Below are 21,278 nucleotides of genomic sequence, written 5' to 3' on the forward strand. Positions count from 1 at the left end.
GAAACCGGGGTTTGGCAGCGCGGCCCGGTGGTGTATCTGGAGGCCATGACGGATATGCGTGATGAATTGAGAGCATGTCGCCTGTGCGAGACGCGGTTTGCCGCGACAGCAACGGGCCATGCGCCCAACCCGGTGGTGTGGTTCAACCCCGGCGCGCGTCTGCTGATTGCGGGCCAGGCACCGGGGTTGCGGGTGCATGAGGCAGGCAAGCCGTTCTGGGATGCTTCGGGCAATCGGTTGCGCGACTGGCTGGGGCTGGACGAGGCGCAGTTCTATGACCGAAACAAGGTTGCGATCATCCCGATGGCCTTTTGCTTTCCGGGATATGACGCCAAGGGCAGCGATCTGCCGCCGCCTCCCATATGTGCCCGGACCTGGCGGGCGCGGGCGCTGGAGGCGGTGCCGGACATTCGCCTGACAGTGCTGATCGGCGGCCATGCGATGCGCTATCATTTGCCCGGGTTCAGGACAGTGAGGCAGGCGGTTGCCGATTGGCGCAACCATCCGCCGGGCGTCTTTGCCTTGCCTCATCCGTCCTGGCGCAATACCGGGTGGTTAAAGAAAAACCCGTGGTTCGAGGTCGAGGTGCTGCCCCGGCTGCGTTCCGCTGTTGCAGAGGTGCTGAATGACTGACCCGACCCCGCTGGACACCGCCCATGCCGCCATGACCGCGGCCCCGGATGACGACACCGCCCGGTTGCGGTTTTTCGAGCGGATCGCGGATGTGGAACTGTACCTGCTGCTTGAAGCGGAGCCGGAGGGGGATCAGATCAGCCCGGTCCTGTTGGACGATGCCTATGTGCTGGTCTTTGACAGGGCCGCGCGGCTGGGCGCCTATGTGGGGGAGCCTGCGCCCTATGTCGCTTTGTCCGGGCGCGCCGTTGCCGGGATGCTGGCGGGGCAGCCGCTGGGCATGGCGGTGAACGTCGGGGTGGCCCCGTCTGAAATCCTGCTGCCGGCAGAGGCGCTGGACTGGCTGCGCGACACGCTGGCCCATGCGCCGGGTGAGGTCGAGGCCCGTATCGAACAGGTCCTGCCGCCCAAGGGCCTGCCCGAGACCCTGATCGCCGCCATCGATGCCAAGCTGGCGACGGCAACGGCAATGGCGGCGGGGGCCTTTCTGGTGGGGGTCGAATATGCGGGCGGCGGGCGCGGGCATCTGCTGGCCTTTGTCGGGGCCATCCCGCGTGCGCAGGATGCGCTGGTGCGCGCGGCCTCCGAGGCGCTGACCTTTTCCGGGATCGAAGCGGGCGCGATGGATGTCGGTTTCTTTGCGCCATCCGATCCGGTGGTGACAAAACTGGCAAAGGTGGGCCTGCGGTTCGATTTGCCGCAGGGGGAGGCCTTGCAACAAACGCCGCGCCTGCCGCCGGGGTCGGACCCGGCAAAGCCGCCGATCCTGAAATAATCAGGCAATTTGATCACGGGGCATGTTAGATTGCCTCACGTGGCTGCGAGGTCACGGGTTTGTGGGATGCGATTGCAGCGGCGCCTGCGTAGCCTTGGTGCAACGCAATGTTCACGGAGGATATGAAACATGACCAGATTTACGCTAACCCTTGCCGCAGCGGCCACGGCGCTGACCTTTGCCACGCAGGCCTTTGCGGGGGATCAATACGTCGATGAAACAGGCTATGCCGCGTCGGGGTACGATGTGGTTGCCTATTTCGACCTGCCGCAGGCCGAACCGGGTCAACCGCAGCCCGAAGCCATCCCCGGCAAGGCGGCCATCACGGCGGAGTATAACGGTGCGACATTTGCCTTTTCCTCGGAAGAGAACCGCGCGGCGTTTCTGGCCGACCCGGCAAAATACGCGCCGCAATATGACGGGCATTGCGCCTATGGCGTCTCCAAGGGGGGCAAGGTGCCGGGCAATCCCAACCTCTGGCGCATCGTGGACGGCAAGCTTTACCTGAACATCACCAAGAACGTTGTGAGTTTCTGGGAGGAAGACATTCCCGGCAACATCAATCTGGCAGAGGGCAACTGGGCCTCGATCGAGCCCGAAGCGCGGTCGACCAGCACAATACCGAAGTTCACGTCCTCGGCACCGGTCAACTGAAGCGCCGGGCCAACCCTGATGCAACCTCGTCGCGCAGGGTGCGGCGGGGTTTCATGCTGGCGGCGGTCGCGGTCGTGACCACCGGGGTTTTCGCGGCGCGCTGGTACAATATCGGCGCAGAGATCGGTGAGAATGCGCTGAGTGCCCCAGAGGCTTTGGCGCGGGCGCAGGCGGGCGAGATCCTTTTGGTGGATATTCGAAGGCCGGATGAATGGCAGGCCACAGGCGTTCCGCTGGGTGCTGTCCCGCTTGATCTGCGGCGGGACGATTTTGTTGACGCTCTGATGGCGGAAGTCGGTGGCGACAGGGAACGGCCCGTCGCATTGATCTGCGCCCGTGGCGTCCGCTCCGCGCGGCTTGCGGATCAGTTGTCGCAGGCTGGCTTTACCAGAATACTGGATGTTCCGGAGGGCATGCTTGGCTCTGGCGCGGGGCCGGGGTGGCTGGCGCGTGGATTGCCTGTCATGCAGTGACCGCGCGCCGGAGGGTACGGCGCGCGGCTATTCCGCCGCGACCTTCTCGATCGCCTGCAACCGGGTCTTGATCTGTGTCCGGGCGCGTCGTGCCTGCGCAACGATTGCAGGTTCGCGCAGGGTATTGGGGCTGTCCATCCGAAAGCCGCGGCGCGTCAGACCTGCGAGGTTCACGCTCGACAAGGCAGACAGAGGCACTGCCATGACAAGGCTGAAAACGATCGGGACCAGCCAGAGCGAGATCAGCCCGGCAACAAGCCCTGACAGCAACAGCAGGCCCAGCAGGGTTTCCAGCCAGTGAAAGCTGAACAGTGTGCGCAGCGGATAGCCTTTTGCACCGCGTTCCTGCGGGGCCCAGGGTTCACTGCGCGTGAATGCGGCATTCAGAACCGCCTTGGTCTGCTGGATCATCAGGATCGGGGCATAGGCCACCGAAAGGGCGACCTCGACCAGAAAGGAACCGATAAAGGCACCCTTGCCGCCGAAAACCGCAACCGCCTTGGGGGTAAAGGCGATGATGCCCGCGCCCGCCACCTTGGGGGTCAGAAGCATCGCGTACATGATCACCAGAAAGACCGCGCTGTCGATATGGCTCATGGCCGGGGGCCAGTCGGGGAAGTACGGGTTCGCCTGATTGAAATAGCGCACCACATTGGTGTCCGCGTCCTTGCCCAGCAGGGACCAGATCACCAGCAGCACAAACCATGCGGGTGACAGCAGATAGGCGACGGCCCCGTGAAACAGGTGAAACCGCGACACCGGATGCAGCCCGGCCGTGCCCAGCAGGCGCAGGTGTTGCAGATTGCCCCGGCACCAGCGCCGGTCGCGCACCACATAGTCGATCAGCGTGCCGGGGGTTTCCTCGAAACTGCCGGTGACACGGGGCAGGAAGCGCACCCTCCAGCCCGCGCGGCGCAGCAGACCCGCTTCGACGAAATCGTGGCTCAGGATCAGGTCGTCGCGTCCGCCAGCAGTCAGATGCGGCAGGCCCGCGCTTTCGGCAAAGGCACGCGTGCGGATGATCGCATTGTGACCCCAGTAGTTGCCTTCGTTGCGGGCCCAAAGGGCCAGACCCTCGGCCAGCAGCCAGCCATAGGCGATGTTGGAAAATTGCTGGATGCGGGCGAACAGCGTGTTGGCCCCGATCAGCATCGGGAAGGTCTGGATCAGCCCCGCATCCGGATCGGCAGAAAGCTCGCTGGCCAGCCTGTCGATGGCCCTGCCGGTCATCAGGCTGTCGGCATCCAGCACCACCATGCCCTCATAGGCAGCGCCCCAGCCCGTGATCCAGTCAACAAGGTTGCCGACCTTCTTGTCGGTGTTCGCGGTGCGGCGGCGGTAATAGACATGCATGCCGGCAGGTGCTTCTGCACGCAACTGGGCAAAGGCGCGGACCTCCTGCGCAGCTATCGCCTCGTCTCGCGTGTCGGACAGGATGAAAAGCGTGTAGCGGTGCGGCCCGGCGCGGCGGTGCAGATCGGCCAGCATGGCGGTGGCGTTGCCAAAAACGTCCCAGGGCACTTCGTTGTAGACCGGCACCAGCAGGGCCACGTCGAGGGGTCGCACCGCGTCGGGCGCACGTTCGTCGGCGCGTTGCCGGGCAAGCAGTCCGGCAATCGCCACCCCCACGGTGCTGACCGACAGCGTGACCCAGACGAAGGTCGCCCCGATCATGCTGAGCAGCGCCCATTCCAGCCAGGTCATCCCGGCACCCGCCAGCCAGCCGTACAGCCCGTACATCAGCAGGCCGGTCCCGATCAGTGCCGGGCCGAAAACGGCCAGACGCCAGGTCAGCGAACGTGGTTGCGTCACCGAGGGGCGCCGAACCGGCGGGCGTGAGAAATCCTGCACCTGCATGGAGAGCGGCGCGCGGTTCGGCATGGTGTCATCAGTCGGCGTTTGCTTCATCATGTTTTCGTCCAACGGTATAACCAGACTTCGCTTAACGGTTCCCCCGCGAGGCGCAGTTGCGCACGGAACTCCGCGAAGGCTGCATCTTCGGGTTGAAACGTAAACGCCAGCCGCGGACCGTTGGTTTCTGGGTTGCGTTGCAAAATGCCCGGCGTGAGCGAAACTTCGCCCCCGCGTATGATCACTTCAATCTCCGACAGGTCTTCGGGCACATCGGGGCCATGGGCAAAGTCGATCACCACGACCTGGCCGCCCTCCATTCTGCCGCCGATGGCCGTGTTCAGGACCTTGACCGGGATGTCCGCCGTGGCGGCCACGGGGTCAGCACCCCAGTGCATCGTATAGCTCAACTTGTGTTCCGACCCGGCGGGCAGCGGGGTGGCGGGCCGCCAATAGCTGACGATATTGTCGTAAATCTCAAGATCGGCGGGGATCTCGACCAGGGTGACAGCCCCTTTGCCCCAGTCTTCGCCGGGTGTGATCCAGACGGCGGGGCGGTTGTGATACAGCGCCTCCAGATCGTTGAAGTCAGAAAACTGCCGCTTGCGTTGCAACAGGCCGAAACCGCGCGGGTTATTATCCGAAAAGCTGCTGATCTGCAGGTTCAGTGGGTTGGCAAGCGGTCGCCAGATGACTTCGCCGATGCCGTTGTGCATCAGCAGCCCGTCGCTGTCGTGCACAGCCGGGCGGAAGTCGGAAAACCGTTGCCGCATGGTGTCGTCGAACAGGAACATCGAGGTCAGCGGCGCGATGCCCAGATGGGTCAGTTCCTCGCGGGCGAAAATGGTGGCGCGCACTTTCATTTGCAGCACCGAACCCGGCGTGATCTCGAACCGGTAGGCACCGGTGCATGAAGGGCTGTCGAGCAGGGCATGCAGGACCACGCTTTTGCTGTCCGCAGCGGGACGTTCCAGCCAGAGCGCGGTGAAATCGGGAAACTCCTCGCCCGCCGGATCGCCGGTTTTCAGCGCGAGGCCGCGCGCCGACAGGCCATAGGTTTCGCCCGTCCCGATGCCCCGGAAATAGCTGGCCCCCTGGAAAACCGCGTATTCCTGAAAGATGCCCTGCTTTTCCAGTTCGGCCCGCAGGCGCATGCCGGAATAGCCCAGGGTGTCCTCCACCGGCAGATCGGGGAATTGGTCGGTCGTGTCAAAGACCCCCATGTCAAAGGCGATGGGCCTTGCCTTGCCCTCTGCCACGACATGCATCGCAACGGCCTGCGGGAAATAGAGTCCGGGCGGGAAAACATCGACCCTTTGGGGCGCGTCCGTGCCTTCCCACAGGGCGTTGCGCCCGTCGAACCAGATCTGCCGGTACTGGTCATATGTCAGGTTGCGCCAGGCTTCCGGGATTAACGGGCGTGGGGCATAGGGTTTACCGGCCAGTATGCGCGCGCGGTTGGTGACCGTATCCGGACCAAAGGGGGCGGCGGTCTCGCTCAGGGCAAGGCCGTTATCTTCGGCCCAGGCCGCAGCGGGCAGGGCGGCCATGGCGGCAAGCGCTTTCAGGACTTCGCGGCGGATCATGATGTGGACCTCTTCTGACGCCAGGGTTGTGACTTGAACCAGCCTGCGCCGTAGGCCACCGCGACCAGCAGGGCGCAGCCGACCAGATTAACGGCCAGGGTGATGATGACGCCGCGTCCGATCACATCCATGACAAAGCCCAGGATGCGCGCGGTGAACATGCTGAAGACGAAAACGGCAAGGCTTTGCTGACCGACCTTGAGGATCACGGTCAGCAGCCCCTCGCGCAGGCGTGCCAGAACGCCTGTGCCTTGTGCCAGAAGGTTCTTGCCCTGATCGCCCGCCAGAACCCAGCAGATATAGGCAAGGCTGAGAAAGTGGATGTAGCGCAGGATCGCAAAATCCGTCTTGTCAAAGAGGGCCGCATTGGCCTTGCGCCAGTCGGCGGCCCAACCCAGTTCCAGCTCCCGCACACCGATGTTGGACAAGGGAATGTTGGCGATCACGATGAAGGCCGCCAGGGCAAACAGCGCGGGTGTGACCGGAGGCTTGGGCAGCCAGCCGCGCATGAAGGCAAAGCCGGTAAAGAAGATCAGCTGCCAGCCAAAGGGATTGAAGAACCAGCCACGCGCCGTCCAGGGCTCCGCCGGGAATTCGAGGTGCCACGCGCCCAGCCCCAGCGCCTGCAACAAGGCATCCTGCGCCAGCAGCCAGATGCCGATCACAAAGGCCGCGACCAACCGCTTGTCGACCTGCGCCAGCGCCATGACCAGCGGCATCAGCAGCAGCACGACCATATACATCGGCAGGACGTCGAAATAGTTCGGGACATAGCGCAGTGTCATGAAGGACAGCAGGATGTTGGCGTTCTCCCACTTGTCGCTTTCCACGAAGACAGGCCAAAGGTTCAACTGACCCCAATAGTTCGTGCCGGTGATGTCGAGATCGGTCAGATAGACCGTCATCGCGAGGGTGGCAAAGAACAGGCCGACATGGGCCCAGTAGACCTGCCAGACCCGGAACAGCACACGGGCCGTGCCCAGAAACCAGCCCACGCGGGCAAAGGCCCCGCCAAAGGCGATGGCAGAGGCCATGCCGGAGCAGAACACGAAAATCTCGGTCGCGTCGGAAAAGCCCCAGCGCGCCGGAATCCAGAGCGACAGCAGGTTGCCGGGCGTATGGGCGAAAAGGATGATGAACATCGCAAGTCCGCGGAAGAAATCCAGCCGCAGGTCACGGGTGCGGACAGCTGACTGCGCGCCCAGGGCGGTAACAGGGCGGGAGGGGACGTGGGTGGAGTCTGCGATAGTCATTTGGATGAGGGTTCTCGAAACTATTGTGCGGGAATGCGTCGCATGCGTGACAGTTGGTCAAACCGGCTTTCGGCAAAGCGGTCCGCATGACCTGCACGCAGCGCCAGCCGGTCCAGAAGGATCTGCTCTGTCGCGTCGAAATGGCCCGCGCGCAGGCCTGCGTCAATGGTCATTCGTTCAAAAACATCACGTTGCGCGTGACTTCCGCCGATGCTCTGCATTTTGGGCCGTGCGGCGCGCAGGTTTTCGAATGCGGGGCCATAGCGGCCTTCGGCAAAGGCGGTCAGACCGGCCAGCGCCGACAGGCCCGGATCGGCGACGCGCGCGGCCATATCGCCGTTCTGGCAGGCATCGCGGGCAAAGCGGTCGGCCATGTCCTGCGCCGCCACGCCGTTGCCCGCACCGGCCAGCGCAAGCTGATAGTGCAGGTCGGCAAAGACGATACAGCCGTCGTCGATGCGATTCTGCGCCAATATGCCCAACTCGTCCCAACGGTGTCCGACATCGACACCGTCCAGCTCAAGCCGCATCAGCAGGGAGGTGGCATTGGCGATGTCGCGGTAGTCGTCCGTCTTGTCGGCGCGAATCTGGCTGTCGTACAGCGCCAGCGCCACCTCCGTCTCGGCCCGGTGCAGGTGCAACAGCGCCTTGTGCCACCAGACGTGATAGCGAAAGTTGTTGCTGCCATCCCAGGCGCTGCGGAAATCCTCGATCAGCGCGATCCCGGCGTCCGCCTCGTTGCGCATGTCGTGAACATGGGCGATGGCGTGCAGACCCCAGGCATCGTCGGGGGCCAGTGTCAGACCCTCGCGACCTGCCCGTTCCGCAGCCGTGTAATCGCCCGTTTCCTCAAGCGTGAAGGCATGACAGCCCAGCAGGTAGCCGCGCAGCGGATGGTCGGCACCATGGGCGGGCAGGACCCGCTCCACCGATCTGCGCATGCCTGCCGCATCTCCAAGGATAAAGCGGATGCCATGGCTTGCCTTGGCGCTCAGCGTGTCCTGCGGCCAGTGATCAAGAACCCCTTCAAGGGCTGCGATGGCACCCGTGGGGCTGTCGGTCAGCCATTGATCCAATGCGTCGAGCCAGCCCTTTTCGCGTAGGGAAGGCCGCGTGCCTCGGGCCGCCTCATGCGCAGCGGTGCGGGCATCCTCCGCGACCTGCCACAGCTCGGCCCGGCCCATCATCAACGAGAAGAGACCACGGGCGGCATGGCCCATGGCAAAATCGGGCGCGGCGGCGAGCGTATCGCCAAGGTGCTGCGGTGTCTGGGGTTTGTGCGCGAGAAAAGCGCGGATCATCGCATTCCAGCTTTGCAGCGCAGCCGGGCTTGTCAGTGCGACGGGCGCATTGCAGATATCGTTCGTCATCAAGATGGCCTTCCGGGCAGCTTTCGGGTGCCGGTACCATACTGTCAAAGAGGCAGCCCAGGACCGCACATGGCTGTGTCACACGCCAACGTGAAGGGCCTATCCGGTTTCGTGAGCGATTGTGACAAAACCCGCCGAAACCTGCGCCGGGCTGAGCGGTTCCTTGCGCAAAATCGGTAGGTTGCAGGGCGTTGTGCCTATTTTTGCAACGAATCGATGCCCAGTTGGGCAAACACTTCTTCGGTGTCCTGTCCGAACCGCGGTGGTGCGCGGTCATAGCGCACGGGTGTCGCCGACATGTTCAGCGGATTGGCCAGAAGCCGCACCGACCCTTCGGCGACATCATCACGCGGCAGGGCGACAACAGCACCCCGCGCGACGGCCTGGGCAGATTGCAGCGCCTCCGTGATCGTGTTGATCGGGCCGCAGGGCACGCCCACTTCCTGTAGGCGCGCCAGCAGGTCGTCCTTGGTATATCTGCGCATCACCGGGCCAATCACCGCCATCAGATCGGTGCGGTTTTCGATCCGCTTCAGGTTGGTAGTGAAACGCGGGTCCTGCGGGATGTCCAAGGCGTCGCAGAACCGGGCGAATTGCGCATCATTGCCGACCGCCAGCAGAATGTGACCATCGGCACATTCAAAGGCGTCATAGGGCACGATGTTGGGATGCGCATTGCCGCGCCGTTCGGGCAATTGGCCCGAGGTCAGGTAATTGGTGCCCTCATTGACCAACCAAGCCATCGCGCTGTCCACCAGTGACAGGTCGATATGCTGGCCCTCGCCGGTGGCGTCGCGGTGACGCAGCGCGGCGAGGATGCCGACAGTCGCGTACATCCCGCACATCACATCCGCGATGCCCACGCCCACTTTCATCGGTGCGCCTTGCGGGTCGCCGGTGATCGACATGATCCCGCTAAAACCCTGCGCCATCAAGTCATAGCCGGGCTGGGCGCTGTTCGGTCCGGTCTGGCCGAAGCCCGAGATGGAACAATAGACAAGACCGGGATGCGCCGCGAGCAGCGTTGCATGATCGAGGCCATATTTGGCGAGCCCGCCGGGCTTGAAGTTCTCGACCATCACATCTGCGCGCGCCGCGAGTTTTCTCAAAACCGCCTGTCCCTCCGGCGTCGCGATGTCCACGGCGATAGAGCGTTTGTTGCGGTTTGCTGCCATGAAATAGGCCGACAGGTCGGTCGGGTTGCCCTCGGTATCGCGGGCATAATTCGGCCCCCAGCCGCGGGTGTCGTCCCCGCCGGACTTGGGGTTTTCCACCTTGATCACCGTCGCGCCGAGGTCACCCAGAAGTTGCGTGCATGTCGGCCCGGCCAATATCCGGCTGAGGTCAAGAACAAAGACCCCGTCCAAAGCGCCCTTAGATGCGGCCATCGTAGGCCCCCCTGTCGATCAGTGCTGCTATGACGGTGAATTTATCCGCGCTTACTGCCTCCGTCAGCGCCGCTTCCAATCCCGCGCGGTCGCGCACCGTGACGCCGACACCGCCGAAGGCGACGCCCATGGCGGCAAAGTTGTGCTGTGCGAAATCGACACCGATATTTGGCAATTGCCGTTCGCGCTGCTTCTTTTCGATCAGCGCAAGCGAGGCATCGACGAAGACCACAAAGATCGGTGCAAGATCAAGCTCTGCAGCGGTGGCCAGTTCGCCCGCGACCATCAGAAAACCCGCATCCCCGGAGAACGAGACGACAGGCCGGTCGGGCGCGGCCAGCTTTGCCCCGATGGCCAGCGGCACGGCACAGCCCATGGTGCAAAGCGCGGAAGATTGCATCAGGTCGCGGGGGGCATAACACTCCCACATCTGGCTCAGAAGGATGCGGTGTGCGCCGCTGTCGGCGCTGGCTATCGTGTTGCGTGGCAGGACCTTGCGGCAGGTGTCGATGATCGCGGCAGGGCTCCAGTCCTCATCCCGGCGAAAGGCCGATGCCAGCGCGGTCTTGAGCTGGTAGATTTCTCCGTCCGGCCAGGTGTCGCGCGGGTCCAGCCCGTCGGACAGGGCCGCAAGTGTCGGCGCGCAGTCGGTAACGAAATTCAGCGTGGCCTGGTGCATGTAGTGGTGGTTGGGCACGGCGCTGATGTCGATGACCTGTTGCTGGGCAGGGTCCCAGACGTTGCGCCAGCCGGGTCGCATTTCAACCGGGTCATAGCCAACGCAGAGGATCAGGTCAGCCGCCTGAACAAAGGGCAACAGGTGTTGGTCTGCAAGGGGCGACAGGCCCGCACCGCCCAGCGACAGCGCGTGGTCCTCGGGCAGGATGCCCTTGGCCTTGTAGGTGGTGATGACTGGCATGTGGTGGTCTTCGGCAAATGCCTGAACGGCGGTCTGGGCCCCTTCGTTCAGCGCATCGACACCGACGATCATCACCGGGCGTTCCGCCTGCGCCAGCCAGTCCCGTGCAGTGGCAAGGTCGGCACCATGGGGCGCGCGGGCAGAGGCGCGCGCGCGCGGGGCAGGGGGGTGCGTCGCCACAGGTGCCTCTGCCACGGAAATCGGGATGTCGATATGGACGGGGCCGTGACGTCCCTCGGTGGCGATCGCGATGGCCTTGTCCGCGATCAGATGCGCGGCCCCGGCGTTCAGGGTGAACTGCGCCTTGGTGAGGGGTTTGAAGACGGCGGCCTGGTCCAGCACCTGATGGGTATAGCTTTGCGCCTCGTCCGCATCCATGCAGCCCGACAGCACGATCAGCGGCACCTGATCCTGCAGCGCATTGGCAACGGTGTTGACGCCATTCAATGTGCCGGGCCCGATGGTGCCGACCAGAATGGCAGGGGCAAGGTCGCGGTGGTGAACCCCTTCGGCCATGAAACCGGCGGCGTTTTCGTGCTTGGCCAGAACAAACCTGATCCCGGCCTTTTCCAGCGCGTCGATCAGGGTCAGCACCTCGCCCCCCGGCATGCCGAATGCGGTGCGGCAGCCTGCCGCGTAAAGGCGGCGGGCAAGCGCATCAGCGGCGCGGATCATCTCGGGCATGGCGGAGCCTTTCCAGCAGGGTGACAGGATCATCAACCACGCGGCGAGGCGGGGCGCAACTCACGTGCGCGTTGGATTTGTTGCAACATTGGCCGGGCCCTTTGCAAAAGGCCTGGCGCGTTTCTTGCAGGTGGCCTGGCTCAGCGCCGCCGGTCGCGACGTGCAGACATCGGCTGGAATGCGACCCCGACATGGGCTTCGCAATAGGGTTTTCCCTGTTTGACGGGCAGCCCGCAGAACCAGAAATCTTCTGTCGCCGGGTCGCCAACGGGCCATTTGCAGGTCCGCTCGGTCAGGTCCATCAGGCCGATCTTCTTGGCCTTCTTCTCGACCTCGTTCACCTTGGCCAGCGCTTCCGGGCTGATCTCGTTGGCCGAGGGCTGGGGCGGCAGCGGCTGACCTGCGGGAATGATCTGCTTGCGGGCGGGCAGGTTCGACCGGGGCGGTGCCGCAGCTTCTGTCCTCATCTCGGGTTTTTCGGGCTTCGGCGGCGCCTTGGGCTTGGCCTCCGGTTTTGGCTTGGCTTCCGGCTTGGCCGCGGCGGCCCCGGATGTCGCGCGGTTCGACAGGCCCAGACGGTGCACCTTGCCAATCACGGCATTGCGCGTCACGCCGCCAAGTTCCTTGGCGATCTGGCTCGCGGACTGGCCTTCGCCCCACATCTTTTTCAGCGTCTCTACACGCTCATCGGTCCAGGACATCGCAGGTTTCCCCAGTTAAAAAGCGGCCCTTTTTGAGTGGCCGCTTTGTCAAAGTCAGGCCCCTATTCTAATCACTCCACTGCCGGGTGCAAGGGACGATACGTCACAAGGCGGTCGTGGGCCGGGGTGGCTGCGGTTTCAACCGGGCCTCGCGCAGGGCCAGCAGGATGGCACCGGCGATGATGATGGCAGCCCCCAGAAGCGATACCGCATCCGGGATGACCCCGAAAAACGCGATGTCATAGAGGGTGGCAAAGATCAGCGTGGCATAGCTGAAGGGTGCGACAAAACTGGCGTCGGCCCGCGCCATGGCGTTGACAAAGCAGATCTGCGCCAGTGCCATGCAACCGCCGATCCCCGCCAGCACGGCCCATTGCGCCGTGGTTGGCGGCTGCCAGACCGGCAGGACCGCGAAGCTTGCGATGCAAAGCCCGATGAAGTTGTTCACCAGCAGGATCTGAAACGGATTTTCCCGGCGTGCCAGCTTCTTGATAAAGATCAGTTCCAGCCCCATGACCACCGCCGCCCCGAGGGCCAGCAGCGCGGCGGGCTGAAAGCTGTCCGGTGTGGGCCGCAGCAGGATGGCCGCACCGGCCATCGCCATCGCTGCGGCGGACCATCGGATGCGGCCGACCTTTTCACCGAGCAGCGGGATTGCCAGCATCATCGCGAAGACCGGGTTGAGAAAGGAGATCGCGGTGGCATCCGCCAGCGGGATAAAGGCGACCGAGGCAAACATCAGCGTGATCCCGCCCCAGCCGCAGGCAGTTCGGGCGATGTGCAGCCTCCAGTGAGGCCGCGCCAGCGCGGGGCGCAAGATCAGTGTCGCGGAACCGAAGACGGCAAAGGCAAAAAGGAAACGGCCATGACTGATTTGCAGTGGATGCAGAGGCGCGCCAAACGTATCGCCGCCCAGTGCCTTGGCCATCAGGGTTGTTGCGGCGATGAAAGCTGTCGCAACTCCGATCAACCCGGCGGCAAGCGCATTGTTCTGAACTTTGGCCTGATACATGCGCACCGTCTTACGCGATCCATGTATCGCGACAAGGTATCATTTTCGGGCTGGGCAAAAGGCGAATTGCAGCGTAATGGATGCGACATGATCACGATGCGACATATCCCGTCCCGACGACGCCGCGGCTGAAACGGCCCAGCGTGACCTGCCGACCGCAGGTCTGATCCATGGTGCATTGCACCTCCCCAAATCTCTTGACCCAGCACGCCGCCCATGCCCATTTGGGCTTTTCGCGGCCCGATCCAAGGAAACTTCAGATGATCTCTTCTGTTCTGCCGACCTATAACCGTGCGCCCCTCAGCTTTGTGAAGGGCGAGGGCTCCTGGCTGATCGAGGCGGACGGGCGACGTTTTCTGGACCTGGGCGCGGGGATTGCCGTGAATGCGCTGGGCCATGCACACCCGGCGCTGACCAAGGCGCTGACCGATCAGGCGGGTGCTCTGTGGCACACCTCGAACCTCTACCAGATCCCGCAGCAGCAGGCGCTGGCCGACCGGCTGGTGGAGCACACCTTTGCCGATACCGTCTTTTTCACCAACTCCGGCACCGAAGCCTGCGAGCTGGCCGTAAAGATGGCGCGCAAGTACTTCTACGACAAAGGCCAACCCGAGCGGGTCGAGATCATCACCTTCGACGGCTCGTTCCATGGCCGGTCCTCTGCCGGGATCGCCGCTGCCGGGTCAGAGAAGATGACCAAGGGCTTCGGCCCCCTGTTGCCGGGTTTTGTCCATCTGCCCTTTGGCGACCATGACGCGCTGACGGCTGCGATCACCGACACCACCTGCGCAGTTCTGGTCGAGCCTGTGCAGGGGGAAGGCGGCATTCGCCCGCTGCCGGATGCCAGTCTCAGGGGACTGCGCGACCTTTGTGACGAAAAGGGCATCCTGATGATCTTGGACGAGGTGCAATGTGGCGTGGGGCGGACCGGCAAGCTTTTTGCCCATGAATGGGCCGGGGTGACCCCCGACATCATGATGGTGGCCAAGGGCATCGGCGGCGGTTTTCCCCTGGGCGCCGTGCTGGCAACCGAGGATGCGGCAAGCGGTATGACGGCAGGGACCCATGGCTCCACCTATGGCGGCAACCCGCTGGGCTGTGCCGTGGGCTGCGCGGTAATGGACATCGTGGCCGACCCGGACTTTTTGGCCGAGGTGAACCGCAAGGCGGGCCTGCTGCGCCAAAAGCTGGAGGGGCTGGTTGGCAGCCATCCGGATGTGCTGGAAGAGGTCCGCGGTTCGGGCCTGATGCTGGGTCTGAAATGCAAGGTCGCTCCCGGCGATCTGGTGGCCGCAGGTTTCGACGCCGAGGTGCTCACAGTGCCCGCCGCCGACAACGTCGTGCGCCTGCTGCCGCCGCTGAACATCACCGATGAGGAGATCGCCGAAGCGGTCTCGCGCCTTGATCGGGCCGCTGGCGCGCTTGCCGCGTCCTGATTTCTTTTTGGCCCATAAATATCCCTGCGACGCCGCCCGCCACGGGCATGCGTTCGCCAAGTAAGAGCCTGACATGACACATTTTCTCGATATCAACACAACCGACCCGGCCGACCTGCGGCAGATTATCGACAGCGCCGCCGCCATGAAACAATCGCGCAACGGTCGGCCCAAGGGCGCGCTCGACGACGATTTGCCGCTCAAGGACCACATGGTCGCGCTGATCTTTGAAAAACCCTCTACCCGGACCCGCGTGTCTTTCGATGTGGGCGTGCGCCAGATGGGCGGGCAGACCATGGTGCTGTCGGGGGCCGACATGCAGCTTGGCCATGGCGAGACCATCGCGGACACCGCCCGCGTGCTGTCGCGCTATGTGGATCTGATCATGATCCGCACCTTCGAGGAACAGACCCTGCTGGATATGGCCGAATACGCCAGCGTGCCGGTGATCAACGGGCTGACGAACCGCAGCCATCCCTGTCAGATCATGGCCGACATCATGACCTTCGAAGAACACAACGGCCCGATCAAGGGCAAGCGCGTGGTCTGGTCCGGTGACGGCAACAACGTCTTTGCCAGCTTCGCGCATGCGGCCAAGCAGTTCGACTTTGATCTGGTCTTTACCGGGCCGCCGCCACTTGACCCGGAACCGGCGCTTGCCGGGCTCTATACAGTGGAACGCGATCCGAACAAGGCGGTCGAAGGCGCGGACCTTGTGGTGACGGACACCTGGGTCAGCATGCATGACCCCCAATCGGCCCGCGAGCGGCGCCACAACCAGTTGCGCGGCTATCAGGTGAATGAGGCGTTGATGGCACGGGCCAAGGAGGATGCCCTGTTCATGCATTGCCTGCCCGCCCACCGCGAGGACGAGGCGACCAGCGCCGTCATGGACGGCCCGCATTCCGTAATCTTCGACGAGGCTGAGAATCGGTTGCATGCCCAAAAGGCCGTGATGCGCCACTGTCTGGGCCGATAGGACCGCGATGCGCGCAGACCCGCATATCGTGATCGCCGGTGCTGGGTCTATCGGTTGTTTTGTGGGGGGGCTGCTGGCGGCGGCGGGGGCACAGGTGACCCTGCTGCTCCGGCCACGGGTCGCGGCGGAGATACATACCCACGGGCTGACCCTGACGGATTTCGACGGCATGGCGCAAAAGGTCAGTGGCGACAGGATGACCCTGTCGGAAGACCCCGCCTGCCTGTCCGGTGCCGATCTGATCCTTGTCGCCGTCAAATCGGGCAGCACCGCCCAGATGGCGCGGCTGATCGACCGTCATGCGCCTGCGAAATGCCCTGTTGTCAGCCTTCAGAACGGTGTGACCAATGCGATGACGCTGCACAGCATCCTGCCGGGCCGCGATCTGCGGGCGGGGATGTTGCCGTTCAACGTGGTGCCGATGGGGCAGGGCGGCTATCATCGCGCGACCAGCGGCGATATCGTCATCGGCGCCGGGCCGGATGATCTGGGCGAGGTGCTCAGCGTGCCTTACCTGCGGGTTGTGGAAAGCCGCGATATCGAAGCAGTGCAATGGGGCAAGTTCCTGATCAACCTCAACAACGCGCTGAATGCACTCAGTGGCCTGCCCCTGAAGATGCAATTGCAGGACAGGGGCTGGCGGCGACTGATGGCCGATCAATGGGCAGAGGCGCTGGCGGTGCTGCGTGCCAAGGGGGTGTCGCCTGTATCGACAACCCCGGTTTCCGTGGGCGCGGTTCCCTGGATCTTTCGCCTGCCCACGCCGCTGTTTACGCGGGTGGCCGCACAGATGCTGACGATCGACGATCAGGCCCGCACTTCCATGTCCTATGACCTGATGGCGCACCGCCTGACAGAGATCGACGCGCTGCAGGGTGAAGTCATCCGCATGGGGGCGGAACTGGGGTGCAGAACTCCGATTGCGCAACTGGTGGCCGACCTGATCGAAACCGCCGAAATGGCAGGTCAGGGTCTGCCCAACCTGCCTGCCGCCGCATTACGGGCCGAGCTGAAACGAACCCGCGCGCGGGGCTAGACTTAATCCCGCCCTTTGGCGGCGGTCAGTTTGTCACGAAATTCAGGACCAGGAAAACCAGCGCGGAGATGGTGGCCGCCGCAGGTACAGTTATCACCCAGGCCGCGACGATGGTCATGAAGTGCGACCGGCGCACCAGCTTGCGGCGGCGGCGTTCCTCGGGCGCGATGCGTTTCACGGTGCCCACAGCCACATCCGGTCTGCGCAGCCGCCGTTCCATATGCCATTCGCGGTAGAACCCGACCCCAAAGACGCCGCCGACGGCAATATGGGTCGAACTGACCGGCAGGCCCAGCCAGGATGCGATGATCACCGTGATCGCCGCCGACAGCGCAATGCAATAGGCGCGCATCGGGTTCAGCTTGGTGATCTGGCTGCCGACCATGCGGATCAACTTTGGCCCGAACAGGAACAACCCGAAGGAAATGCCAAAGGCACCGATGATCATGACCCAAAGCGGGATGATGACCTTGGCCTCGAAACTGCCGAATTCGGTGGCATGGACGATGGCCGCCAGGGGCCCGACTGCATTGGCCACGTCATTGGCACCGTGGGCAAAGCTGAGCAGGGCCGCCGAAAAGACCAGCGGCAGGCCGAACAGCACCTTCACGGACTTGTTGCGGTTTTCCATCCCTTCCGACTTGCGCCTGATCAGCGGTGCGGAAATGGCATAGGTGACCAGACCAACCAGCAGGCCGATGATCAGCGCCGCGGTCATGTCGATGGAGATGATCTTTTTCAATCCCTTGAGCGCGAGGTAAGTGGCAAAGACGCCCGCCATGATGCCGACAAGCACCGGCACCCAGGTGCGTGCGGCGGCGATCTTGTCCTCCTGATAGAGAATCCGCGCCTTGATGAAAGCCAGGAACCCCGCGGCCACGGCCCCGCCCAGGACCGGCGAGATCACCCAGCTTGCCGCGATCATACCCATCGACGGCCAGTTCACCGCCGCCAGCCCCGCCGCGGCGATGCCTGCGCCCATGACGCCGCCCACGACAGAGTGCGTGGTGGACACGGGCGCGCCGACCCATGTGGCCAGATTGACCCAAAGCGCAGAGGAGATCAGCGCCGCCATCATCGCCAGGATGAAGATCCGAGTATCGGCGATCGAAGCAGGGTCGATGATGCCCTTGGAGATGGTGGAGACCACGTCGCCCCCTGCCAGCAAGGCACCGGCGCTTTCGCACAGGGCGGCAATCAGAATGGCCCCGCCCATGGTCAGGGCATTCGCGCCAACCGCCGGGCCCATGTTGTTGGCAACATCATTTGCCCCGATGTTCACCGCCATATAGGCGCCGAAGACGGCAGCAGCGATCACCACGAAACTGGTCGGTGTCTGGCCGAAAAAGACCGCCGCCAGGACACCCGCCACCACCATGAAGGCCAGCGCGATCCCCGGCGCCACCAAGGGCCGCGACACATAGGCCGTGGCCTGCTCGACCTGCGAAATCCGATTAAGGTCGGTATCCAGTGTCTTCCACTGGCTGCCCTGCGGTCCGGTGCTCATTCCCGACGGTTCCCCCGGTCACGTTTCGATTGGTGGCACGGGTTGGCATATCAGGGCAGCGCGCGCAAGCGCCCTGTCGGGCCGGACACCTTTACAGAGCGCGCAGAATAGCCTGCAGATCGGGCTCGTCCACCAGGTTTGCGGCATCTTCAGGGGCGAACCAGGCACGCTTGCGCTCACCGGCTTCGGGATAGTCCTCACTCAGGTCCCGGACACGGGTCAGATAGACCTGAGCCTCGACCGGAACGGTCAGGCCCTCGCCCAGGCCCTTGGCATAGTCGTAGAACCCCATCGGTTCGCTTTCGATGTCGGCCTCGGACACGCCGGCCTCTTCCCAGGCTTCCTGAAGCGCGGCACCGGGGCCGTCAAGCCCGTCGATCGGCCAGCCCTTGGGCACGATCCAGCGACCGGTATCGCGGCTGGTGATGAGCAGCACGCGCTTGCCCTCTGGCGTGTCGCGAAAACACAACGCAGCAACCTGCAAACGCTTGGGACGTTTCAGGATCGGTAGGACCATCTCGGCCCAGGCTAGGCGTAAGCTGTGCATCATGTGTCTGGCCTGTTAATTTCTTATTATTATCACTGTCTTGTAGCTGCCTGTGGATAACTTATTTGCCGCCCAAAGGCAAATCCAATCTGTTGGCTTGCACCGGGCGGGTCCAGCGACCACTCTGCGGACAGGCAATCAAGGGAGCAATCATGACCGCCATTGCAGATATAGGTGTTTTCGGTTTGGGGACAATGGGTTCGGCGCTGGCCTTGAACCTGGCACAGAGCGGATTCACCGTCGCGGTGTCGAACCGGGAGGCGGAATGGATCGACCCGTTCCTGGTGGAAGCAGGTCCGTTGGCAGATCGCCTTGTCGGCACATCGACCTTGGCCGATTTCGTCGCCACGCTTGCCACGCCGCGGTCGATCCTGTTCATGATCCCGTCAGGCGCGCCAATGGATGCCATGATTGCCCAGATCACCCCCCTGCTGGAACCGGGCGATACCATAATCGACGGCGGGAATGCCGATTTCAACGACACCCGCAGGCGGTCGGCTGCTCTGACGGACAAGGGGCTGCATTTTGTCGGCATGGGCGTGTCGGGCGGAGAAGAGGGCGCGCGCCACGGCCCTTCGATGATGGTGGGCGGCACCGACCATTCCTGGACCCAATTGCAACCGATGCTGGAGGCGATTGCGGCAAGATTCGAAGGTGAACCCTGCGTTGCGCACCTTGGCCCTGACGGGGCGGGCCATTTCGTCAAGACCGTTCACAATGGCATCGAATACGCCGATATGCAAATGATCGCAGAGGTTTACGGGTTGCTGCGCGATGGATCAGGAAAATCGGCACCCGCCATCGGCGCAATGTTTCACGGCTGGCGGGAGGGGCCGCTGAAATCCTATCTTATGGATGTGTCCGCAACCGTGCTGTCCTCCACCGACAAGGATACAGGCCAGCCGATGGTCGACGTGATCCGCGACCGGGCGGGTCAAAAAGGCACCGGGCGCTGGACCCTGATCGAAGCCCTGAAGATGGGACAATCCGCCAGCACCATCGAGGCGGCGGTCGGCGCGCGTGGCTGGTCTGCTGAAAAGGACACACGCGAGGCGGCGGAGCCGATGCTGCCGATGGGTGCGCTGACAGCGCAGATGCCTTCTGATGCAGACCTGGAACTGGCGCTGCTGGCGGGGCGCATCCTGTCGCACGCGCAGGGGTTTCGCATCCTGTCCGCTGCATCCGAAGAATTTGACTGGCAGCTGGATCTGGCCCGGATTTCAGAGATCTGGAGAGCGGGTTGCATCATCCGCTCTGCCTTGCTGGATGACCTCGCGTCAGCTTTTCGCGGTGATTTTCCCCAGGGCCATCTGATCCTGGCCCCCGCGATCCGCTTGCAGTTGCAGGCGGCGATCCCGGCATTGCGGCGGGTGCTGGTGGCTGCGGTCTCCATGGGCGTGGCGTTGCCTGCGCTCTCTGCGGGGCTGGCGTGGTATGACACGATGCGCCGGGGACGGGGGACGGCGAACCTGATCCAGGCGCAGCGGGATTTCTTTGGACACCACGGGTTCGAGCGGCAGGATGTGGCAGGAATTCACCATGGCACATGGAAAGCCCTGGGATGAACATCCTCGTGCAACGCGACGATTTTTTTGAAAAAATCGGCCCAGACTTTTTGAAAAGTCTGGCACCGCTTCAGGCGAAGGGATCGTCTGGGTAGCCGACGTGGGCGAGGTAGAGCCCCTGCGGCGGGCAGACCGGCCCGCAGGCGGCGCGGTCGCGGGCATCCAGTGCCACCTGCATGTCCTGCGGTTGCCATGACCCGGTGCCGACCCGCTCCAGCGAGCCGACAAAGCTGCGGACCTGGTTGTGCAGGAACGACCGGGCGCGCACGTCGAAATGATATTCCGTGCCGCCGGGGGCCTCGACAAGGGAAATGGTCAGGTGATCCAGCGTCTTGACCGGGCTGTCAGCCTGGCAGACGGTTGAACGAAAGGTGCTAAAGTCATGCTTTCCAAGCAGAATCCCTGCCGCTTCTTGCATGGCGTCAATATCCAGCCGGTGCTTGATCTGCCAGACCAGACCGGCACTGTGGGTGGCAGGCGCGCGGCGCGACAGGATGCGGAACAGATAGCGTCGTTCCAGCGCTGAAAAGCGCGCGTGAAAATCATCCGGCACGGCCCGGCAATCAATGATCGCGACGGGCTGCGGCTTCAGGTGATAGTTCAGCGCCTCCGACAGGCGGAAAGGGTCCCAGTCACCCTCCATGTCGCAATGCGCCACCTGCGCCAGCGCATGCACGCCTGCGTCGGTGCGCCCGGCGGCGACAATGTTGTGCGCGCGCGGTTCCAGCCGGGCCAGAGCCGTCTCGATCGCGCCCTGAACCGAGGACAGGTTGGTCTGTCTTTGCCAGCCGACAAAGGGCGCGCCGTGGTATTCGATTTTCAGGGCATAACGGGGCATGGCCGCGCTTTAGCGGGGCGGTGGCCATCTGGCAATCCCCGCCTCGCGTCCCTATGTTGTGACCAGCAATC

19 protein-coding genes are annotated in these 21,278 nt (G+C 63.6%); 8 read left to right on the forward strand and 11 right to left on the reverse strand.

What is annotated here, in order from left to right; genetic code table 11:
- Nucleotides 1–45: 45 nt before the first annotated feature.
- The 4 genes from A8B82_RS00110 (at nt 46) to A8B82_RS00125 (ending at nt 2,535) form a co-directional block, all read left to right on the forward strand.
- The gene (locus tag A8B82_RS00110) at nt 46–633 is read left to right on the forward strand and encodes a uracil-DNA glycosylase family protein (RefSeq protein ID WP_138069635.1); all 588 of its coding nucleotides are present in this window, start codon (nt 46–48) and stop codon (nt 631–633) included.
- Nucleotides 626–1,408, forward strand: coding sequence for an SseB family protein (locus A8B82_RS00115; protein ID WP_067286717.1), 783 nt, complete (start codon nt 626–628; stop codon nt 1,406–1,408). The genes A8B82_RS00110 and A8B82_RS00115 overlap by 8 nt, the downstream gene beginning before the upstream one ends.
- Before the next feature lie 129 nt (nt 1,409–1,537).
- Nucleotides 1,538–2,062, forward strand: coding sequence for a YHS domain-containing (seleno)protein (locus A8B82_RS00120; protein ID WP_067286719.1), 525 nt, complete (start codon nt 1,538–1,540; stop codon nt 2,060–2,062).
- Nucleotides 2,063–2,115: 53 nt separating this feature from the next.
- Nucleotides 2,116–2,535 carry a rhodanese-like domain-containing protein gene (locus A8B82_RS00125; protein ID WP_067286721.1) on the forward strand — a complete coding sequence of 140 codons (420 nt, stop codon included), beginning with the start codon at nt 2,116–2,118 and terminating at the stop codon, nt 2,533–2,535.
- 27 nt (nt 2,536–2,562) lie between these two features.
- On the opposite strand, the gene mdoH is transcribed toward A8B82_RS00125, so the two are convergent.
- The 8 genes from mdoH to A8B82_RS00165 form a co-directional block, all read right to left on the reverse strand.
- Entirely contained in the window at nt 2,563–4,446 is a 1,884-nt protein-coding gene (gene mdoH / locus A8B82_RS00130; RefSeq protein WP_138069627.1) for a glucans biosynthesis glucosyltransferase MdoH, read from the reverse strand.
- Complete coding sequence (locus A8B82_RS00135; RefSeq protein ID WP_067286724.1) at nt 4,443–5,972, reverse strand: glucan biosynthesis protein G; 1,530 nt, start codon at nt 5,970–5,972, stop codon at nt 4,443–4,445. Before A8B82_RS00135 ends, mdoH begins: the two co-directional genes overlap by 4 nt.
- A complete protein-coding gene (locus A8B82_RS00140; RefSeq protein WP_067286726.1) occupies nt 5,969–7,225 on the reverse strand; it encodes an OpgC family protein in 1,257 nt (418 codons plus the stop codon). The genes A8B82_RS00135 and A8B82_RS00140 overlap by 4 nt, the downstream gene beginning before the upstream one ends.
- 20 nt (nt 7,226–7,245) lie before the next feature.
- Nucleotides 7,246–8,595, reverse strand: coding sequence for a tetratricopeptide repeat protein (locus tag A8B82_RS00145; RefSeq protein WP_067286728.1), 1,350 nt, complete (start codon nt 8,593–8,595; stop codon nt 7,246–7,248).
- 197 nt (nt 8,596–8,792) lie between these two features.
- A complete protein-coding gene (locus A8B82_RS00150) occupies nt 8,793–9,983 on the reverse strand; it encodes a CaiB/BaiF CoA transferase family protein (RefSeq protein WP_067286731.1) in 1,191 nt (396 codons plus the stop codon).
- Complete coding sequence (locus A8B82_RS00155) at nt 9,970–11,586, reverse strand: thiamine pyrophosphate-binding protein (RefSeq protein WP_067286734.1); 1,617 nt, start codon at nt 11,584–11,586, stop codon at nt 9,970–9,972. The genes A8B82_RS00150 and A8B82_RS00155 overlap by 14 nt, the downstream gene beginning before the upstream one ends.
- Nucleotides 11,587–11,726: 140 nt before the next feature.
- Nucleotides 11,727–12,287: a GcrA family cell cycle regulator gene (locus tag A8B82_RS00160; RefSeq protein ID WP_067286736.1), complete on the reverse strand. Its 561-nt coding sequence runs from the start codon at nt 12,285–12,287 to the stop codon at nt 11,727–11,729.
- Between the two features lie 103 nt (nt 12,288–12,390).
- Entirely contained in the window at nt 12,391–13,299 is a 909-nt protein-coding gene (locus tag A8B82_RS00165) for a DMT family transporter (RefSeq protein WP_067286738.1), read from the reverse strand.
- A gap of 260 nt (nt 13,300–13,559) precedes the next feature.
- Between A8B82_RS00165 and A8B82_RS00170 the strand changes: the two genes are divergently transcribed.
- The 3 genes from A8B82_RS00170 to A8B82_RS00180 all read left to right on the forward strand — a co-directional run bounded on the left by A8B82_RS00170 (nt 13,560) and on the right by A8B82_RS00180 (nt 16,750).
- Nucleotides 13,560–14,735 carry an aspartate aminotransferase family protein gene (locus A8B82_RS00170; protein ID WP_067286741.1) on the forward strand — a complete coding sequence of 392 codons (1,176 nt, stop codon included), beginning with the start codon at nt 13,560–13,562 and terminating at the stop codon, nt 14,733–14,735.
- Nucleotides 14,736–14,808: 73 nt separating this feature from the next.
- Entirely contained in the window at nt 14,809–15,714 is a 906-nt protein-coding gene (gene argF / locus A8B82_RS00175) for an ornithine carbamoyltransferase (protein ID WP_067286744.1), read from the forward strand.
- 7 nt (nt 15,715–15,721) lie between these two features.
- Nucleotides 15,722–16,750, forward strand: coding sequence for a 2-dehydropantoate 2-reductase (locus A8B82_RS00180; protein WP_067286747.1), 1,029 nt, complete (start codon nt 15,722–15,724; stop codon nt 16,748–16,750).
- 25 nt (nt 16,751–16,775) lie between these two features.
- Here A8B82_RS00180 and A8B82_RS00185 read toward each other — a convergent pair whose 3' ends face one another.
- A complete protein-coding gene (locus A8B82_RS00185; protein WP_067286750.1) occupies nt 16,776–18,257 on the reverse strand; it encodes an inorganic phosphate transporter in 1,482 nt (493 codons plus the stop codon).
- A gap of 91 nt (nt 18,258–18,348) precedes the next feature.
- Nucleotides 18,349–18,807, reverse strand: coding sequence for an NUDIX hydrolase (locus A8B82_RS00190; protein ID WP_067286753.1), 459 nt, complete (start codon nt 18,805–18,807; stop codon nt 18,349–18,351).
- A gap of 149 nt (nt 18,808–18,956) precedes the next feature.
- On the opposite strand from A8B82_RS00190, the gene gndA reads away from it, so the two are divergent.
- A complete protein-coding gene (gene gndA, locus A8B82_RS00195; RefSeq protein WP_067286754.1) occupies nt 18,957–20,369 on the forward strand; it encodes an NADP-dependent phosphogluconate dehydrogenase in 1,413 nt (470 codons plus the stop codon).
- A gap of 70 nt (nt 20,370–20,439) precedes the next feature.
- On the opposite strand, the gene truA is transcribed toward gndA, so the two are convergent.
- A complete protein-coding gene (gene truA / locus A8B82_RS00200) occupies nt 20,440–21,207 on the reverse strand; it encodes a tRNA pseudouridine(38-40) synthase TruA (protein ID WP_067286757.1) in 768 nt (255 codons plus the stop codon).
- Nucleotides 21,208–21,278 lie beyond the last annotated feature (71 nt).

Origin of the sequence: Sulfitobacter sp. EhC04 (assembly GCF_001650875.1) — a bacterium.
Lineage (GTDB): Bacteria > Pseudomonadota > Alphaproteobacteria > Rhodobacterales > Rhodobacteraceae > Sulfitobacter.

What these genes read in the sequence shown, in the direction of transcription:
- A8B82_RS00110 (WP_138069635.1), top strand. Translation starts at nt 46, where the DNA reads ATGACGGATATGCGTGATGAATTGAGAGCATGTCGCCTGTGCGAGACG.
- A8B82_RS00115 (WP_067286717.1), top strand. Translation starts at nt 626, where the DNA reads ATGACTGACCCGACCCCGCTGGACACCGCCCATGCCGCCATGACCGCG.
- A8B82_RS00120 (WP_067286719.1), top strand. Translation starts at nt 1,538, where the DNA reads ATGACCAGATTTACGCTAACCCTTGCCGCAGCGGCCACGGCGCTGACC.
- A8B82_RS00125 (WP_067286721.1), top strand. Translation starts at nt 2,116, where the DNA reads ATGCTGGCGGCGGTCGCGGTCGTGACCACCGGGGTTTTCGCGGCGCGC.
- mdoH (WP_138069627.1), bottom strand. Translation starts at nt 4,446, where the DNA reads ATGATGAAGCAAACGCCGACTGATGACACCATGCCGAACCGCGCGCCG.
- A8B82_RS00135 (WP_067286724.1), bottom strand. Translation starts at nt 5,972, where the DNA reads ATGATCCGCCGCGAAGTCCTGAAAGCGCTTGCCGCCATGGCCGCCCTG.
- A8B82_RS00140 (WP_067286726.1), bottom strand. Translation starts at nt 7,225, where the DNA reads ATGACTATCGCAGACTCCACCCACGTCCCCTCCCGCCCTGTTACCGCC.
- A8B82_RS00145 (WP_067286728.1), bottom strand. Translation starts at nt 8,595, where the DNA reads ATGACGAACGATATCTGCAATGCGCCCGTCGCACTGACAAGCCCGGCT.
- A8B82_RS00150 (WP_067286731.1), bottom strand. Translation starts at nt 9,983, where the DNA reads ATGGCCGCATCTAAGGGCGCTTTGGACGGGGTCTTTGTTCTTGACCTC.
- A8B82_RS00155 (WP_067286734.1), bottom strand. Translation starts at nt 11,586, where the DNA reads ATGCCCGAGATGATCCGCGCCGCTGATGCGCTTGCCCGCCGCCTTTAC.
- A8B82_RS00160 (WP_067286736.1), bottom strand. Translation starts at nt 12,287, where the DNA reads ATGTCCTGGACCGATGAGCGTGTAGAGACGCTGAAAAAGATGTGGGGC.
- A8B82_RS00165 (WP_067286738.1), bottom strand. Translation starts at nt 13,299, where the DNA reads ATGTATCAGGCCAAAGTTCAGAACAATGCGCTTGCCGCCGGGTTGATC.
- A8B82_RS00170 (WP_067286741.1), top strand. Translation starts at nt 13,560, where the DNA reads ATGATCTCTTCTGTTCTGCCGACCTATAACCGTGCGCCCCTCAGCTTT.
- argF (WP_067286744.1), top strand. Translation starts at nt 14,809, where the DNA reads ATGACACATTTTCTCGATATCAACACAACCGACCCGGCCGACCTGCGG.
- A8B82_RS00180 (WP_067286747.1), top strand. Translation starts at nt 15,722, where the DNA reads ATGCGCGCAGACCCGCATATCGTGATCGCCGGTGCTGGGTCTATCGGT.
- A8B82_RS00185 (WP_067286750.1), bottom strand. Translation starts at nt 18,257, where the DNA reads ATGAGCACCGGACCGCAGGGCAGCCAGTGGAAGACACTGGATACCGAC.
- A8B82_RS00190 (WP_067286753.1), bottom strand. Translation starts at nt 18,807, where the DNA reads ATGATGCACAGCTTACGCCTAGCCTGGGCCGAGATGGTCCTACCGATC.
- gndA (WP_067286754.1), top strand. Translation starts at nt 18,957, where the DNA reads ATGACCGCCATTGCAGATATAGGTGTTTTCGGTTTGGGGACAATGGGT.
- truA (WP_067286757.1), bottom strand. Translation starts at nt 21,207, where the DNA reads ATGCCCCGTTATGCCCTGAAAATCGAATACCACGGCGCGCCCTTTGTC.